Here is a 16364-nt window from a genome sequence, read left to right as displayed (position 1 = left end):
CGCTCCCACAGGGAATTGGCGGTGGGACTCAACGCTGAGAGCCCCTACCCCCGAGTTACCAGAACCGCTGCTGGGTCAGGCGGCTCCACCAACTGAGCAGCACGCGATCCACCGAACCGCTGGCCGCCATGCCTATACGCTCCTGCAGGCTTTTGCGTTCGGCGTAGTGCAGGTGGTACAGCTCGGCACCCTTGGCCCGCTCGGCCAGGTATTCATCGCTGGTTTTCAGCTCGTCCACCAAGCCCTTGCCCTGCGCCGCGACACCCAGCCAGACTTCACCGGTCGCCACTTCATCGATGGCCAGTTGCGGGCGGTAGTTGGACACGAAGTTCTTGAACAGCTCATGGGTGATGTCCAGGTCTTCCTGGAATTTCTCCCGGCCCTTCTCGGTATTTTCGCCGAACACCGTCAACGTGCGTTTGTATTCCCCGGCCGTCAACACTTCGAAATCGATGTCATGCTTCTTCAGCAAACGGTTGACGTTGGGCAATTGCGCGACGACGCCGATGGAGCCCAGGATCGCAAAAGGAGCGCTGATAATCTTCTCGCCAATACACGCCATCATGTAGCCACCGCTGGCCGCGACCTTGTCGATGCAGACCGTCAACGGCACGCCGGCCTGACGGATCCGCGCCAGTTGCGACGAGGCCAGGCCGTAGCTGTGGACCATGCCGCCGCCACTTTCCAGGCGCAGCACCACTTCATCCTTGGGTGTCGCCAGGGTCAGCAGCGCGGTGATTTCATGACGCAGGCTCTCGGTGGCCGAGGCCTTGATGTCACCGTCGAAATCCAGCACGAACACCCGGGGCTTGGCCGCCGGCTTGTCCTTGTTTTTCTTCCCGGCCTTTTCAGCCTTGCCCTCGGCCTTGCGCAGCGCCTTGAGCTGATCCTTGTCCAGCAGCGTCTGCTCCAGGCGCTCACGCAGTCCCTTGTAGAAATCGTTGAGTTTGCTCACCTGCAACTGGCCGGTCGACTTGCGCCGCCCCTTGCTGCGCAGCGCCGCAAAACTGGCCAGCACCACCAGGATGGCGATCACCAACGTCACGGTCTTGGCCAGGAAACCGGCGTACTCGATGAAAAACTCCACAGCAACTCCTTAAATGCGATGCGCCACTGAACGCAGGCGCGTAACGGCTCCAGCATACCCATGCGACTGCGTCGCGGCCAGTCATGAAACCTGTGGTTACCTTGAGGCGAGCGAGGCAGGACAAGGCTGCAACGGGCATTTCAAACAAGCGTATGTTTTTTCATTGACAGCTCACCGCCATCCCCATAACCTCGCCAAACCTTCAACGTACCGGGATGACGCGGACGTGGGCAGTATCTATCTGATTCGACATGGCCAGGCCTCCTTTGGTGCGGACGACTACGATGTCCTTTCACCCAATGGCGTGCGCCAGGCGCAAGTGCTCGGCGGCCACCTGGCGGAGCTCGGTGTCGTATTCGATCGCTGCCTCTCGGGTGACCTGCGTCGCCAACAGGATACCGCCATCGGCGCGCTGGGCCAGATGTCCGCCGCCGGGTTACCGGTTCCCGGGCTGGAAATCGACGCCGCGTTCAACGAGTTCGATGCCGACGCGGTCATTCGCGCCCTGCTGCCGGACATGCTCCCCCAGGAGCCCGAGGCGCTGCATATCCTGCGCAACGCTGCGCAGAACCGTGCCGAGTTCCAGCGCATCTTCGCACTGATCGTCGAACGCTGGCTCAGCGGCCAGTATGACCCGCCGGGCCTGGAAAGCTGGCTGGGTTTCGTCGAGCGGGTCCAGGCGGGCCTGCACCGCATCCTGGAGCAAGCCGACAACACCCATAAAATCGCCGTATTCACCTCCGGCGGCACCATCACCGCCCTGCTCCACCTGATCACCCAGATACCGGCCCGACAGGCCTTCGAACTGAACTGGCAAATCGTCAACACCTCGCTCAACCACCTGAAATTCAGGGGTCGCGAGGTGGCCCTGGCTTCCTTCAACAGCCATGCCCACCTGCAACTGCTGAAGGCCCCGGACCTCATCACCTTTCGCTGAGTCCGGATTACTGTAGACCCTTGCTGTACCACCCAAATAAGGATCGAAACCATGACCTCCGTAGCCGACGCCGTACAAGCCATGAAAGCCAAGTTCAACCCAGCCGCCGCTGCCGGCCTGGACCTGGTATTCGGTTTCCGCATCGACGATACCAAGAATTTCTCGCTGATCGTCAAGGACAGCACCTGCGAACTGCAGGAAGGTGAGAACCCGGACGCCCAGGTGACCCTGGTGATGGACGGCGAAACCCTGCAGGGCATCGTCGACGGCAGCACCGACGGCATGCAAGCGTTCATGGGCGGCAAGCTGCGCACCGAAGGCGACATGATGCTGGCCATGAAACTGTCCGAGCTGTTCCCAGGCTGAGACTGCGCTCGCGTTCTTCGCGGGCCTTTGATTGCAAACGAATCCCGCCCCCGTGGCGGGATTCGTGTTTTTGCCTCAAGTATCTTCGCTGGCTGCCCCGCCGCTATCGCGAGCAGGCTCGCTCCCACAAGGGATCTGCGGTTCGCAGGTATCGGGGAGGCGCGTCAGCTCTTACAATGCCCGCTTCCCCGTATCGGCCTGAACATGGACATCGACCTCGCTCGCACCTTCCTGGAAATCGTCCGCCACGGCAGCCTCGCTGCTGCGGCCGAAAAGCTGCACGTGACCCAGACGGCGATCACCGCCCGGGTCCAGAAGCTCGAAAGCCAGCTTGGCTGCGCGCTGTTCGTACGCAACAGGGCCGGCGCGCGCTTGACCAGCGACGGCGAGGCGTTTGTGGTCTACGCCAACCAGCTCGTGCAGACCTGGGAAGCAGCCCGTCGGGACCTGCCACTGCCCGAGGGCTATCGCAACGTCTTGCACCTGGGGGGCGAGGTCAGCCTGTGCAATCCGTTGATGCTCGCCTGGGCCGGCGGACTGCGCCAGAAGATTCCCGGCCATGCCCTGCGCATGGACATCCGCGACGGCGAGAAACTGCTGCAACAGCTGGAGCTGGGTCTGCTGGACGCGGCGGTGGTGTATCAACCCGAATACTGGCCGCGGCTGCAGGTAGAACAGCTGCTGGAAGAAAAGCTCATCCTGGTACGCCTGGCCGCCCGTCCCGAGCCCTACGTGTACATCGACTGGAGTGCTGACTTCCGGCGCCAACACGACACCGCGCTACCAGACAAGGCCAAGGCCGCCGTGACCTTCAACCTCGGCCCCCTGGCCCTGCAGTACATCCTGGAAAACGGCGGCAGCGGCTACTTCCGCACCCGGGTCGTGCAGAGCTACCTGGACAGCGGCATCCTGGAACGGGTGCCCAAGGCACCGGAATTCAACTACCCCACCTACCTGGTCTACTCCCGCGATCGGGATTCAGCGGCGTTGCAGCAGGCGTTCGAGGTGTTGCGAGAGATCGTCAAGACCGGCAGCGACTGGTCGCAGCGCTGGGATCCATTGACCTGACAGGTTGGGAGGCAAGGCATGAGGGGCCGTCGTGGCCAGAGCTTGCTCCCGCTTTGTAGGAGCTGGCGAAGCCTGCGATCTTTTGATCTTTTGATCTTTTGATCTTTCGCTTGAGGTTCAAGTGGCAGGGAAAAGATCGCAGCCTCGTTGCACTCGACAGCTCCTACACAGCTCCTACGGCCCAGCGGGAGCAATCTCTGGCCACAAAAGCCCTTCGCACTACCTCTGCATGTGGGCCACGATCTCGTCCTTGACCAGTAATCGCTTCTTCTTGAGCGTCTCCAAAGCATCGTCGGACAACGCGCCGGAGGACGGTTTCTCGGCTTCGACCACCTCGGCATCAAGTTGGGAGTATTTTTGAAGTAACGAGTCGAGCCTTGGATTCTCGCTGCGTTTTTGCTGGATGTGGTCTTTTGTGCATTTGAGATCCTGGCACAAATCGTGGGACACCGGCATGGAACACCTCCTTCGATGGGTCGGTGGCAGACGCCCTTGCGGCGCCCGTCGATTATCAGGATGGCCTCCTCGACAGGGTTCTGTCGACCGCCAATCCGACCAGCGGTGACCGTTCGTCGTACCGGATCGCTTGGCGATCAAACCTTTGCCGGTGCCTCGCCCTCCATTGAGCAGAGACGACAAGAATCGCTCGTTCAACGTGTGTGGAGACTTACCTATGGACAGATTCACCCTGCGTCAACTCGGCCTGGCAGTTGCCCTGAGTACCAGCATGGGCATGGCATGGGCCGCGACTTCCAACGACTTTGTCGACAACGCGGCGGCCGGTGGCATTGCAGAAATCGAGACCAGCAAACTGGCCTTGGAAAAAAGCCAATCGGCGGACATCAAGGAATTCGCCAACAAGATGATCACCGACCACACCAAGGCCAACGAAGAGCTGAAAGCCCTGGCGCAAAAACATGACATCGAAGTACCCGACGACACCACGTTGATGAAAAAAGCCAAGGCGAAGATTCTCGACGTGCGCGATGAATCCTTTGATGCGGCCTACGCCAACAACCAGGTCAAGGCCCACGAAGAAACCATCGCCCTGTTCAAGAAAGAAGCCGAAACCGTTACCGACGACAAGAAGGCTGGCAATACCGAACTCAAGGCGTTCGCCCAGAAGATGCTGCCGGAACTGCAACATCACCTGGAAGCCGCCAAGAAACTTCAGGCTGCGCATCCAAGCAAGTAGAGCGAGGCACGAAAAAAGCCCGGCGCCTCCGTTGGAAGGGAAGCGCCGTTTTTTCGAAGCCCTCCCTGTGGGAGCGAGCTTGCTCGCGATAGCGGTGGTCCAGTCACAGGGATATCGAATTTGCCACAGTCATCGCGAGCAAGCTCGCTCCCACAATGAATCGGTGTCGCACATCCGTCATGGGCTAGCCACCATCGGTGTCGATATCAGCGTCAGTATCCTCGCCAGATTTCGGCCGATCCGGTTCAGGCTTGAAGCCGGGGCTGAAGGTGTTGTCATTGTCCCTATGACGATTTTTCTGATCGACCTCCGTGGCGGCGCTCTGGGCCTGGTCCGTTCCGGCAGGGCGCAGTGGTTGGGTGGTTGCGGAATCGTCGTTCATAGGCACCTCGTTCATGGCAGGGCCGGATGGATGACCGGTCTCGAACATTCGAAAGTGACGCGACGGCATCGGTTCCATTTGTTTGCAGTGCCGCGATCAGCCGCCCAGCACACTCCTCACCATCCGGGTCAGCGCGTCCGGGCCGTAGGGTTTGCTCAACAAATGGGTATCGGGGCTCAACTGATGGTTGCGGGAGATGATGTCCCGGGTGTGCCCCGAGGTGAACAGCACCGGGACCGGTGGGTTCTGCACCTTGGCCCAGGCGGCGAGGTCGGAACTCTTGATCAGGCCGGGCATGACGACGTCGGTGAAGATCAGGTCCACCGAGATGCCTTCCAGCAGCAGCCTCATCGCCTCATCGCCGTTGGCGGCCGTGAGGGTCCGATAGCCAGACTGCTCCAGCAGTTCCACCGACGCGCTGCGCACCTCGTCGTTGTCCTCCACCACCAGGATCGTCTCTTGCCGGCCGGACTGAAGCGCGTCGTGTTGCTCGGTTTCGCCCGCTTCGGGCGCAAGGCTTCGAGGAAAATACATCCGTACCCGCGTGCCCTCGCCCAGGTCGCTGGAGATCTCGATATGGCCGCCACTCTGCTTGACGAACCCGAACACCATGCTCAATCCAAGCCCAGTGCCCTGGCCATCGGTCTTGGTGGTGAAAAACGGTTCGAACACCTGCTTCAGGATCTCGGGCGGCATGCCGGCACCGCAGTCGATCACCGACAGCCGGACATAGTCGCCGGCCGAGATCCCCTTGCCGGCACAGAACGCTTCATCGAGCCCGATGTTCTCCCCGATCAGGCGGATGATGCCCTCGCCGCCCATGGCATCGCGGGCATTGATCGCCAGGTTCAACAGGGCGTTTTCCAATTGATTGCGATCGACGTGGATGCACCAGGGCTCCTGGGGCAGGCTCACTTCAATCTGGATGGTTTCACCCAAGGCCCGTTGCAGCAGCTCACCCATGCCCTCGTAGATGCGTCGTGGGTTGTAGACCGCCGGTGACAATGGCTGGCGCCGGGCAAAAGCCAGCAGTTGCGATGACAACTTGGCCCCTCGCTCCACGGCTTCGATGGAGGCACTGACCCGCCGTTGCACGTTGACGTTGTCCCGCTCGTGGCGGGCCAGCAAGTGCAGGTTGCCGGCAATCACTTGCAGCAGGTTGTTGAAGTCATGGGCCACGCCACCCGTGAGACCGCCAATGGCCTCGAGCTTTTGCGACTGACGCAACTGTTCTTCTGCCGCCAGTCGCGCCTGCACCTCGTCGGCGACCCGCTGTTCCAGGTCGCGGGTGAATTTGAGCAGCGAAGCTTCGGCTGTCTTGCGTTCATTGATGTCAATCAGCACACCTGGAAAACGCAGGGGCTTGCCCGTGGCATCGAATTCGCAGCGACCGCTGGCCAGCACCCACAGGTCATCACCGCCTATGCGGCGCACCCGATATTCAGCGCTGTAGGGGATGCCCGTACGCACGGTCAGTTCGATCCGCTGGTTGACCTCTTCAAGGTCATCCGCGTGGATGCGCTGGCGGGCGATTTCGATGGGCAGTGCGTCCAGCGAACAGTCTGGCGGGTAGTTGAAGGTACGGGCGAAACGCTCATCGCCCGACAGCGTGTCGGCTTGGATGTCCCAGACGAACGATCCCAGCAATGGTCCGGCCGAGAGGGCCAACTGGATGCGTTCATTGACGGCTCGGTAACTGCGTTCGGCCTCTTGCCGGGCACGCTCGGTCAACACGAGCTCGGTGGTTTCCACCACAATCGCCAGCACGCCCGCCGGGGACTGGTCGTCATCGGGCACCGGGCTGTAATAGAGGTCCATCCACACATCTTCAGGCTTGCCATCGCGCAGCAGGACCAACTCTTTGCTGCGGTAGGACAAGGTGCCGCCGGCCAGGCAGACGTCCAGCACATGCCGATTGAATTCGGCGACCTCCGGCCAGCCCAACTCCACCGCGCACCCCAGCAGGTAAGGATGGCGGCCACCGGCGAACTCGGCATAGGCATCGTTGTAGATCATGAAGCCCTGGCGGCCCCACAACATCACCATCGGCAGGGGCGAAGCCAGCAGCAACTGAACGGCACTGCGCAGGCTGGCGGACCAGTGCTCGATGGCGCCCAACTCGGTCCGGCTCCAATCGAACGCCCGGATACGCCCGGCCATTTCACCGCCCCATCCAGGGCACCCGTGATTCTGGGATAGAAACTGCATGGTCGATTCTGAACCTCAAAATGCCTGCTGGGAGTCGGCATACACAAATCCCTTGCGATCAGAGCTTCGAGCGCTGGGTTGGCGTTTGGTTTCATGTGAGGGTGCTGTTTGGATCGAGGACATGATTCCTGTGGCAAAAGTAAATATCTGTGGCGAGGGGATTTATCCCCGCTGGGTTGCGCAGCAACCCCCTGCGTCCTGTCTGACACATCACAGTGGCTGATGAATCATGGGGTTGCTTCGCAACCCAGCGGGGATAAATCCCCTCGCCACGTAATTCCGTTGCCGCAGAAATCGTGTCTCCAGCCTAAAACAACGTGCGGATTCAGCGGAAATCACGGCTCTGCACCTGGATCCCCGCCAACAACTCGGTCAGGTCGCTCAGGCGCCCGGCGATCAGGTGGCGGACCTCGCCGACGCTTTCCCAGCGCCCGTCGACCTTGAGCAATTGCGAGCCCACCAGGGTTTTGCGCTGGCGCTCGGCCAGGTCGCGCCAGACCACCACGTTGAGGTTGCCGAATTCATCTTCCAGGGTGACAAAGGTCACGCCACTGGCCGTGCCCGGGCGTTGGCGGCCGGTGACCAGCCCGGCGACGCTGACGTTGCGGCCATGCTCCACATCCTGCAACTCCCGTGAACTGCGGCAGCGCCGGGCGCGCAGTTCGGGACGCAGCAGGGCCAGCGGATGAGGGCCCAGTGTCGTACCGAGCGTGGTGTAATCGGCAAACAGGTTTTCCCCCAGCGTGGGTTTTGGCAGGGCCACAGGCGGTTCTTCCTGGCAGGGCAAACCGGCGAACAAGCCCAGTTGCTTCTGCACCCCGGCCACCTCCCAGCGGGCACGATGGCGATCACCGGCCAAGCCCTGCAAGGCACCGGCATCGGCCAGTTGCGCCTGGGCCCGGGCATCGAGTTGCGCGCGCTCGCCCAAGTCAGCCACGTCGCTGAAGGGCCGATGCCGGCGGGCCGCTTCGATACGGCGGGCATCCTCTTCGCGAAAGCCCTTGACCATGCGCAGCCCCATGCGGATCGCCGGTTGCCGACCGTCCATGGGCTCGAGGCTGCAATCCCAATCGCTGGCACGCACGTCCACCGGACGGATCGACAGTTGATGCCGGCGGGCATCCTGGAGGATCTGGTCCGGGCTGTAGAACCCCATGGGCCAACTGTTGATCAGGGCACAGGCGAACGCCGCCGGTTCGTGGCATTTGAGCCAACTGCTGGCGTAGGTCAGCAAGGCGAAACTGGCGGCGTGGGATTCCGGGAAACCGTAATTGCCGAAGCCTTTGATCTGTTCGAAGATTTGCGCGGCAAACTCAGCGGTGTAGCCGTTTTTCTTCATCCCTTGCGCCAGGCGTTCCCGATGGGGCTCCAACCCACCGTGACGTTTCCAGGCCGCCATGGAGCGACGCAATTGGTCTGCTTCACCCGGGGTGTAATCGGCCGCGACGATGGCGATCTGCATGACCTGTTCCTGGAACAAGGGAACACCCAGGGTGCGGTTGAGCACTTCCTTCAACGCTTCAGAGGGATAAGTCACCGCCTCTTCTTTGTTTCTGCGGCGCAGGTACGGATGCACCATCCCACCCTGGATTGGCCCGGGCCGCACGATCGCCACTTCGATGACCAAATCGTAGAAGGTCTTGGGTCGCAGCCGAGGCAACATCGACATCTGCGCCCGGGACTCGATCTGGAACACACCGATGGTGTCGGCGCGGCTGATCATTTCGTAGGTCGCCCGATCATCCTTGGGCAGCGACGCCAGGGCGTAGCGCTGGCCCCGGTAGTGCTCGATCAAATCGAAACAACGACGAATCGCACTGAGCATGCCCAGGGCCAGGATGTCCACCTTGAGTAACCCGACCGCGTCCAGGTCGTCCTTGTCCCACTGAATGATGGTGCGTTCGGCCATGGCGGCGTTTTCCACCGGCACCAGGGTGTCCAGGGGTTGCTCGGAAATCACGAAGCCACCCGGGTGCTGGGACAAATGCCGGGGAAAACCGATCAATTGCCGGGTCAGGCTCAGGACCCGGCGCAACACCGGGCTGTCCGGGTCGAAGCCGCCTTCACGCAAGCGCTCCACTGGCGGCGCCTCGTCGCTCCAGCGGCCACAGCAGTCGGCCAGGGCGTTGATCTGGTCCGGCGGCAGGCCCAGGGCCTTGGCGACATCGCGCACCGCCCCGGCGCCGTGGTAACTGCTGACCACCGCCGTCAATGCCGCACGATGACGGCCATAGCGCTGGAACACGTACTGCAGCACTTCCTCGCGACGCTCATGTTCAAAGTCGACGTCGATGTCCGGCGGCTCGTTGCGCTCCCGGGACAGGAAGCGTTCGAACAGCAGGCTGGTAAGGCTGGGGTCGATTTCGGTGATGCCCAAGGCGTAGCACACCGCCGAGTTGGCCGCCGAACCGCGCCCCTGGCAAAGGATATGGCGGCTGCGGGCGAAGCTGACGATGTCCTGTACGGTGAGGAAATAGCTGTCATAACCCAACTCGGCGATCAGGCTCAGTTCCTTGTCGATCTGTGCCCGCACTTTGTCTGTCACGCCAGCCTTCCACCGCTCGCGCATGCCACACTCGGTCAGTTCCCGCAGCCAGGACGCCGGATCATGCCCCTCGGGCACCAGCTCGCGGGGGTATTGGTAACGCAGTTGACCAAGATCGAAGGTGCAGCGCCGGGCGATGTTCAGGGTTTCGTCGAGCAAGGCCCGCGGGTAGAGATCGGCCAGATCCTTGCGGCTGCGCAAGTGGCGCTCGCCGTTGGGGTGCAGGCGCTGGCCAGCCTCGGCCACCGTGACGTGGTGGCGGATGGCGGTCATGGTGTCCTGCAAGGCACGACGACCACGCACGTGCATGTGCACATCGCCACTGGCCACGGCGGGAAGATTCAAGCGCTCGGCCAGCGCCAACGAGTCTGCCAACCGGCGGCGGTCGTCCTGCCCACAATGCAACTGGACCGCCAGCCACAGGCGTCCGGCAAAGATCGGCTGGAGCCAACGGCCATGTTCCTCGACATCTTTGCCCTCGGCTATCCACAACGCCAGCAGCCCGGGCAAGGGCTGGTCGAAATCCTCTCGCACGATGCGATAGTGGCCCTTCTCGCTGCGACGCCGGGCGCGGGTGATCAGCCGGCACAAGGCTTGATAGCCTTCCAGGTCTTCCACCAGCAACACCAGTTTCGGGCCGTTCTCGACCTGGATTTCGCTGCCGACGATCAGTTGCAGCTCCAGTTCCTTGGCCGCCTGCCAGGCCCGGACGATTCCGGCCAAGGTGCATTCGTCGGTGATCGCCAGGGCCTGGTAGCCCTCTTGCCTGGCCCGACGACACAGCTCCAGGGCACTGGAGGCGCCGCGCTGGAAGCTGAAGTTCGACAGGCAATGCAGCTCGGCATACTCAACGCTCATGCGAACCAACCCTGCAGCCACAACGGCCCGCCCTCGCCCACCGTTCGATAGGCCCAGCCACGTTGTCCGCTGCGGGTTTCGATCAGGTAGTAGTCGCGGCGTACGTCGGCACCGTCCCACCAGCCGGTCTCGATGCGCTCCGGGCCCATGAGGACTCGCGCCTGGCTGTCCTGCAGCACCTGGGCCTCATTCAGCAACCAGCCGGGACGCTGCACGCCAGCGCGCACCGGGCAGGCCCGGGGCCGGGGTTGGGGCGTCATTTGCCAGGCGCATTCAGGTCGATGGTCATCGCGAAACCCCAGGCCCTGCACCGCGTCATCCCCCAGCCGCGCCCGCAGCCGTTCGCGCAGTTGCTCCCAAGGCAAGGACTGTTGCGGGCGCTCGTCGAACAGCTCCAGGCGCTGGGGCACGAAACTCGGCAGGTCCTCGGCACACAAACGAAAACCCCGCACCGGGGCCGCGACCTGCACCTGTTCCAAGCGACCGCGGGCCAGTTCGAAGAGCATCGCTGGGTCCCGTTCGGCGCTGAGCAGGCCGACCTTGATCACGGTATCCGGCAACCCGGCGTGCTCCAGGTGCAGGTCGAAACGCTGCACGCCGCTGTCGCGTCCGCACAGGAAGGCCGACAAGTCACCGGTCAGCCGGCGCAACGGAAACAGCAGCGCCTGATGGGACTGAACGTCGTAGTTGAGTTCGATGCGTACATCGAAACGGTCTGGCGGCAGGTAGAACGACAGCGCCAGGGTGCGACTGCCCGTCAGCGCGTCGAGGTGCTTGAGCACCTGGGCCTCGAAGCGCCGAGCCAGGGTCTGCCGGGGCAAGGCCTGGACCTGGCTCAGGCGGCGCAGGCCCATGCGCGACAGCGCCGTGGCGACCTCGGGTTCCAGGCCGATCCGCTCCACGGGCATGTCTCCCAGGCATTGCTGCAAAGTCTCGGCGTCGGGCACCACCAGGGCGTCGTAGGCATTGGCCAACACCCGCGCCGCCACCGGATTGGGAGCGGCGACGATGCGATGGCGAAAGCCCAGCTCGGTCAGCTCGGCCCGCAAGCGCACCTCGAACACCGGCCAGGGGCCAAACAGGCCCAGGCTCGACTCGATCTCGAACAGCAGCGTACGCGGGTAATGCACGCTGACCTGGGAACTGAAACGGTAGGCCCAGGCTGCCAGGAACTGTTGCCAATATTCGATCTGCGCCGCGTCGTATTCGGCGGTGGCAAAGCCTTTGCTCAAGGCCTGGGCGGCGGTCATGGTCTGGCCGGGGCGCAAGCCCAGGGCTCGTGCCGGCGCATTCACCGCTTGCAGCACCCGACGCTGGGCCGGACCGGTCAGCAATGCCAGGGGCTGCTCGGGATCGGGGCGCTGACGCAGCGCGGCGTCCAGCGCCAATTGCGGGAAGAGAATACAGACCCAGCGCATCGCAACCTCAATGCCCGGTTTGTGGGACGAGCGTGGCAAAGGCAATCGGCGCCGAACGAGCCAACCCGCCGCGGCACTTGAGCACGCGCAATTGCGCCGGCCGGGTATCGATGGCGATGCGCAGCGCCGCCGGCGACGGGTTGATGGCCTCCTGGATCGAGCGCCAGGCGAACGCCAGGGTCTGGCCGGTTTCCGCCGCCACTTGCAAGCGACGCAAGGCCCGGTCGTCCGCCTGGCGGGGCCAGCACAGGACCGCGCCACAACTGCCAGAACGCAAGCATTGTTCGGTGGCCCACAGGGCATCGCGCTCATCGGCGCGGATCACCGACAACTGACGCAGGTCGACGCCAGCGTTCTGCCAGGCCTGGGGATAGGGCACGAACGGTGGCGCCACCAGCACGATCCGCTCCCCCGCCGCCGCCAGCCGCGCCAGGGTCGGCCACACCAGTTGCAACTCGCCGACGCCCGGCGCGGCGATGAGCAGTTCCGTCAACGCCGACTCCGGCCAGCCACCACTGGGCAACGCCGCGTCCAATGCCGCATGACCGGTGGGTTGCGGGCTGGCGGCTGGCGGCGCAGGCCGGCCCTTCCAGACCTGGCCGCCGTTGAACAGCGTGTCCAGCGCAACGACAGCGCCCATCAGCCTTGCCTCACCAAGCCACAGAACACCCCTTCTATCGCCAGGTCCTGGTCGGCCTCGACGATGATCGGTTGGTAGGCCGGGTTGCGCGGCAACAAGCGCACCCGCTCGCCAATGCGCTCGAAGCGCTTGATGGTGACTTCGCCATCCAGACGCGCCACGACAATCTGGCCGTTGGAGGCCTGGGGTGTGCGCTGCACGCCCACCAGATCACCGTCAAGAATGCCGTCCTCGATCATCGAATCGCCCTGGACCCGCAGCAGGTAATCCGGCGCCTTGGTAAAAATCGCCGGGTCCAGCATCAGGCGACTGTGGACCTCGGCATCGGCGCCGATCGGCAACCCGGCGGCCACTCGCCCCAGCACCGGCACGTCCAGCAGCTCGGGTCGTGGTGGCTGGTTCAGCAAGCGAATGCCCCGGGCCTGGTGCGGATTGACCTCGATGAAACCGGCTTCGGTCAGCGCCAGCACATGCTTGCGCGCCACACTGCGGGAGGCAAAACCGAACGCCTCGCTGATTTCAGCGAGGCTGGGAGGCTGGCCCTGATCGGCGATGCGTTCGCGGATGAAAGTCAGGATGGCGGTACGGCGGGGAGTGAGAGTCGTCATGGAGTACATTTGTACTCTTCCGGGGTTTTTCTGACAAGCGCCACCAGTCAGTTCACAGCGGGGATAACCCCCCTCACCACAGGCTCATCGTTTTCTTGGCCAACAGCATTCACAGGAGGAACGCATTCATAGGGGTTCTGTGGGAGCAAGGCTTGCCCGCGATAAAGAACACACGGTTTATCTGGTACCGAGTCGCCTGCTTCGCGGGCAAGCCTTGCTCCCACAGAGCGGCTGGCCACAGGGGCATTGCGTGCTCAGGGGAGTAACAGCCCCTGCTCCCGTTCGCACAACTGCACCACGTAATCCCACAACACCCGCAAGCGTACGGATTTATGCAGTTCGCGGCGGGTGCTGATCCAGTAGCTGCGGCGGATGGTCTCGTCCGGAAGCAACCGCACCAATGTCGGGTCGCCGCTGGCCATGTAGCACGGCAGCACAGCGATCCCCAGGCCCGAGCGCGCGGCCTGTTGCTGGGCGATGACGCTGGTGCTGTGGAACACCACCCGAGGGTTGCGGCAAAAGCTGTTGAGGAACATCAGTTCCTGGCTGAACAGCAGGTCGTCGACATACCCGATCCAGGCATGGCGGGCCAGGTCTTCGCGGCTGCGCAGCGCCGGCGAGCGGTCCAGGTAGGCCTGGCTGGCGTACAGCGCCAGGCTGTAGTCGGTGAGCTTGCGGGTGACCAGCAGGTCGGCCGCCGGGCGTTCGAGGTGGATGCTGATTTCCGCCTCACGGTTGAGGATGCTGACAAAGCGCGGCACCGCCACCAGTTCCACCTCCAGCCCCGGATAGCGCTGGAACAGCCCGTCCATGCGGCTGGCGAGGAACATGATGCCCAGCCCTTCGGTCACCCCCAGGCGGATCTTGCCCAGGGGCGCACTGGACTGGGTGATGTCCTCCTGGGCCAGCAACGCCACGTTCTCCATGGCTTCGGCGTGCTTGAGCAGCGTCTCGCCGGCCGGGGTCAGTTCATAACCCTGGGCATGCTGGACAAACAGCGCGGTGCCGAGGCTTTTCTCGATGGCCTCGATGTGCCGGGCCACCGTGGCGTGGGTGGTGTTCAGGCGTCGTGCAGCCGTCAGCAGACGCCCGCTGCGTTGCAGCTCCAGGAAATAACGCAGGTCATTCCAGTCGAACATGAGGCGATCCTTGAACGCGCCTGAAGGCATGACTGTTTATAAACGCACAGCCGCTGCGCAAAAACTAACATTCTTTTGACGAAAACTAACAACTAGGATGGATCCCACAAAAACAAGAATGAGGTCGCGAATGCAACCTGTCGTCGATGAATACGATTACGTGATCGTGGGCGCCGGCCCTGCCGGATGCCTGCTGGCCAATCGGCTGTCGGCCAACCCGCAACACCGGGTGCTGCTGCTCGAAGCCGGCGGGCGCGACAACTATCCGTGGATTCACATCCCGGTCGGCTACCTGTTCTGCATCGGCAACCCACGCACCGACTGGTGCTTCAAGACCGAAGCACAACCCGGCCTGCAAGGGCGCGCCCTGAGCTACCCCCGCGGCAAGGTCCTGGGTGGCTGCTCCTCCATCAACGGCATGATCTACATGCGCGGCCAGGCGACGGACTACGACAGCTGGGCCGCCGAGGGCAATGCTGGCTGGGCCTGGAACGACGTGCTGCCGCTGTTCCGCCAGAGTGAAAACCACTTTGCCGGCGCGTCCGAATTCCACGGCGCCGGCGGCGAATGGCGGGTCGAACGCCAGCGCCTGTCATGGCCGATTCTCGATGCCTTTCGCAGTGCCGCCGAACAGAGCGGCATCCCCAACGTCGACGACTTCAACAGCGGCGACAACGAAGGCTGCGGTTACTTCCAGGTCAACCAGAAAGCCGGGGTGCGCTGGAACGCGGCCAAGGCGTTTCTCAAGCCGGTTCGCCACCGCGCCAACCTCACGGTGCTGACCGACGTCGAGGTCGACCGCGTGCTGCTGCGTGACGACCGCGCACACGCCATCAGCGCGCGCTGGCAAGGCAAGGGCATGACCTTCAAGGCCCGCAAGGAAATTGTCCTGTGCGCCGGCGCCGTTGGCTCGCCGGGCATCCTGCAACGTTCCGGGATCGGCCCGCGCAGCCTGCTGCAACACCTGGGCATCGGCGTGACCCATGAACTGCCCGGGGTCGGCGGCAACCTGCAAGACCACCTGCAACTGCGGCTGATCTACCAGTTGGAAAACGCCCGCACCCTGAACCAGATCGCCGGCACCCTGTGGGGCAAGATGGGCATGGGCCTGCGCTACCTGTACGACCGCAGCGGCCCACTGTCCATGGCCCCCAGCCAACTCGGCGCATTCGCCCGCTCGGGCCCGGAGCAGGCCTCGGCCAACCTCGAATACCACGTGCAGCCGTTGTCCCTGGAACGCTTCGGCGAACCGCTGCACAGCTTCCCGGCGTTCACCGCATCGGTCTGCGACCTGCGCCCGCAAAGCCGTGGCCGGGTGGACATTCGTTCGGCCGACCCGCACGAAGCGCCGCTGATCCAACCCAATTACCTGAGCCACCCCGAAGACTTGCGGGTCGCCGCCGACGCCATCCGCCTGACCCGACGCATCGTCGCGGCCCCGGCCCTGAGCGCGTTCAAACCGGTGGAATACCTGCCGGGCCCCAGCCTGCAAACCGAAGAGGAACTGCACCAGGCCGCCGCCCGGATTGGCACGACGATTTTCCACCCGGTCGGCACGTGCCGCATGGGCCAGGATCGCGACGCGGTGGTGGATGCGCAACTGCGTGTCCATGGCATCAAGGGCCTGCGCATCGCCGACGCCTCGATCATGCCGCGCATCACCTCGGGCAACACCTGCTCGCCGACGTTGATGATTGCCGAGAAGGCGGCGCAGATGATGCTTGAGGCAGACACCCGAATTACCACGCTGCAAAAGGAGCCCGCCACGGTATAGAAAACAACAGAGTCCCCCTGTGGGAGCGGGCTTGCTCGCGAAAGCGGTGTGCCAGTCGACATCATCGTTAGCTGACACACAGCTTTCGCGAGCAAGCCCGCTCCCACAGGGGAAATGTGTAAGCAAAGGGAAACGTATC

Annotated in this window: 14 protein-coding genes; 5 read left to right on the top strand and 9 right to left on the bottom strand. The window is 63.3% G+C overall.

Annotated elements, in window-relative coordinates:
- Positions 1-55: 55 nt before the first annotated feature.
- Complete coding sequence (gene sohB, locus AD662_RS10850) at positions 56-1087, bottom strand: protease SohB (RefSeq protein ID WP_003200184.1); 1032 nt, start codon at positions 1085-1087, stop codon at positions 56-58.
- A 226-nt stretch (positions 1088-1313) separates the two neighbouring features.
- Between sohB and AD662_RS10845 the strand changes: the two genes are divergently transcribed.
- The 3 genes from AD662_RS10845 (at position 1314) to AD662_RS10835 (ending at position 3458) form a co-directional block, all read left to right on the top strand.
- Positions 1314-2024, top strand: a complete 711-nt coding sequence (locus AD662_RS10845; RefSeq protein WP_018604782.1) for a histidine phosphatase family protein — start codon at positions 1314-1316, stop codon at positions 2022-2024.
- Between the two features lie 51 nt (positions 2025-2075).
- Positions 2076-2390, top strand: a complete 315-nt coding sequence (locus tag AD662_RS10840; protein WP_053178793.1) for an SCP2 sterol-binding domain-containing protein — start codon at positions 2076-2078, stop codon at positions 2388-2390.
- 204 nt (positions 2391-2594) lie between these two features.
- Positions 2595-3458 carry a LysR family transcriptional regulator gene (locus tag AD662_RS10835; protein WP_018604787.1) on the top strand — a complete coding sequence of 288 codons (864 nt, stop codon included), beginning with the start codon at positions 2595-2597 and terminating at the stop codon, positions 3456-3458.
- Between the two features lie 219 nt (positions 3459-3677).
- Here the strand turns inward: AD662_RS10835 and AD662_RS10830 are convergent, their stop codons facing one another.
- The gene (locus AD662_RS10830) at positions 3678-3914 is read right to left on the bottom strand and encodes an HP1242/YdcH family protein (RefSeq protein ID WP_018604789.1); all 237 of its coding nucleotides are present in this window, start codon (positions 3912-3914) and stop codon (positions 3678-3680) included.
- A 217-nt stretch (positions 3915-4131) separates the two neighbouring features.
- On the opposite strand from AD662_RS10830, the gene AD662_RS10825 reads away from it, so the two are divergent.
- Positions 4132-4653 carry a DUF4142 domain-containing protein gene (locus AD662_RS10825; protein WP_018604791.1) on the top strand — a complete coding sequence of 174 codons (522 nt, stop codon included), beginning with the start codon at positions 4132-4134 and terminating at the stop codon, positions 4651-4653.
- A 184-nt stretch (positions 4654-4837) separates the two neighbouring features.
- Here the strand turns inward: AD662_RS10825 and AD662_RS10820 are convergent, their stop codons facing one another.
- The 7 genes from AD662_RS10820 to AD662_RS10790 all read right to left on the bottom strand — a co-directional run bounded on the left by AD662_RS10820 (position 4838) and on the right by AD662_RS10790 (position 14451).
- Positions 4838-5083 carry a hypothetical protein gene (locus AD662_RS10820; RefSeq protein ID WP_053187107.1) on the bottom strand — a complete coding sequence of 82 codons (246 nt, stop codon included), beginning with the start codon at positions 5081-5083 and terminating at the stop codon, positions 4838-4840.
- A gap of 48 nt (positions 5084-5131) precedes the next feature.
- Positions 5132-7243, bottom strand: a complete 2112-nt coding sequence (locus AD662_RS10815) for an ATP-binding protein (protein WP_074849640.1) — start codon at positions 7241-7243, stop codon at positions 5132-5134.
- Positions 7244-7568: 325 nt separating this feature from the next.
- Positions 7569-10667, bottom strand: coding sequence for an error-prone DNA polymerase (locus AD662_RS10810; RefSeq protein ID WP_408003936.1), 3099 nt, complete (start codon positions 10665-10667; stop codon positions 7569-7571).
- Complete coding sequence (locus tag AD662_RS10805) at positions 10643-12064, bottom strand: Y-family DNA polymerase (protein WP_053187099.1); 1422 nt, start codon at positions 12062-12064, stop codon at positions 10643-10645. Before AD662_RS10805 ends, AD662_RS10810 begins: the two co-directional genes overlap by 25 nt.
- Positions 12065-12071: 7 nt before the next feature.
- Positions 12072-12704, bottom strand: a complete 633-nt coding sequence (gene imuA, locus AD662_RS10800; RefSeq protein ID WP_053187097.1) for a translesion DNA synthesis-associated protein ImuA — start codon at positions 12702-12704, stop codon at positions 12072-12074.
- Positions 12704-13321, bottom strand: a complete 618-nt coding sequence (gene lexA / locus AD662_RS10795; RefSeq protein ID WP_018606049.1) for a transcriptional repressor LexA — start codon at positions 13319-13321, stop codon at positions 12704-12706. The genes imuA and lexA overlap by 1 nt, the downstream gene beginning before the upstream one ends.
- A gap of 245 nt (positions 13322-13566) precedes the next feature.
- Complete coding sequence (locus AD662_RS10790) at positions 13567-14451, bottom strand: LysR family transcriptional regulator (protein ID WP_014338655.1); 885 nt, start codon at positions 14449-14451, stop codon at positions 13567-13569.
- Positions 14452-14581: 130 nt separating this feature from the next.
- Between AD662_RS10790 and AD662_RS10785 the strand changes: the two genes are divergently transcribed.
- Positions 14582-16225 carry a GMC family oxidoreductase gene (locus AD662_RS10785; protein WP_053187094.1) on the top strand — a complete coding sequence of 548 codons (1644 nt, stop codon included), beginning with the start codon at positions 14582-14584 and terminating at the stop codon, positions 16223-16225.
- Positions 16226-16364: the final 139 nt, after the last annotated feature.

Source organism: Pseudomonas kilonensis, assembly GCF_001269885.1.
Taxonomy (GTDB): domain Bacteria; phylum Pseudomonadota; class Gammaproteobacteria; order Pseudomonadales; family Pseudomonadaceae; genus Aquipseudomonas; species Aquipseudomonas kilonensis.
This window is presented reverse-complemented; position numbering and strand designations above follow the sequence as displayed.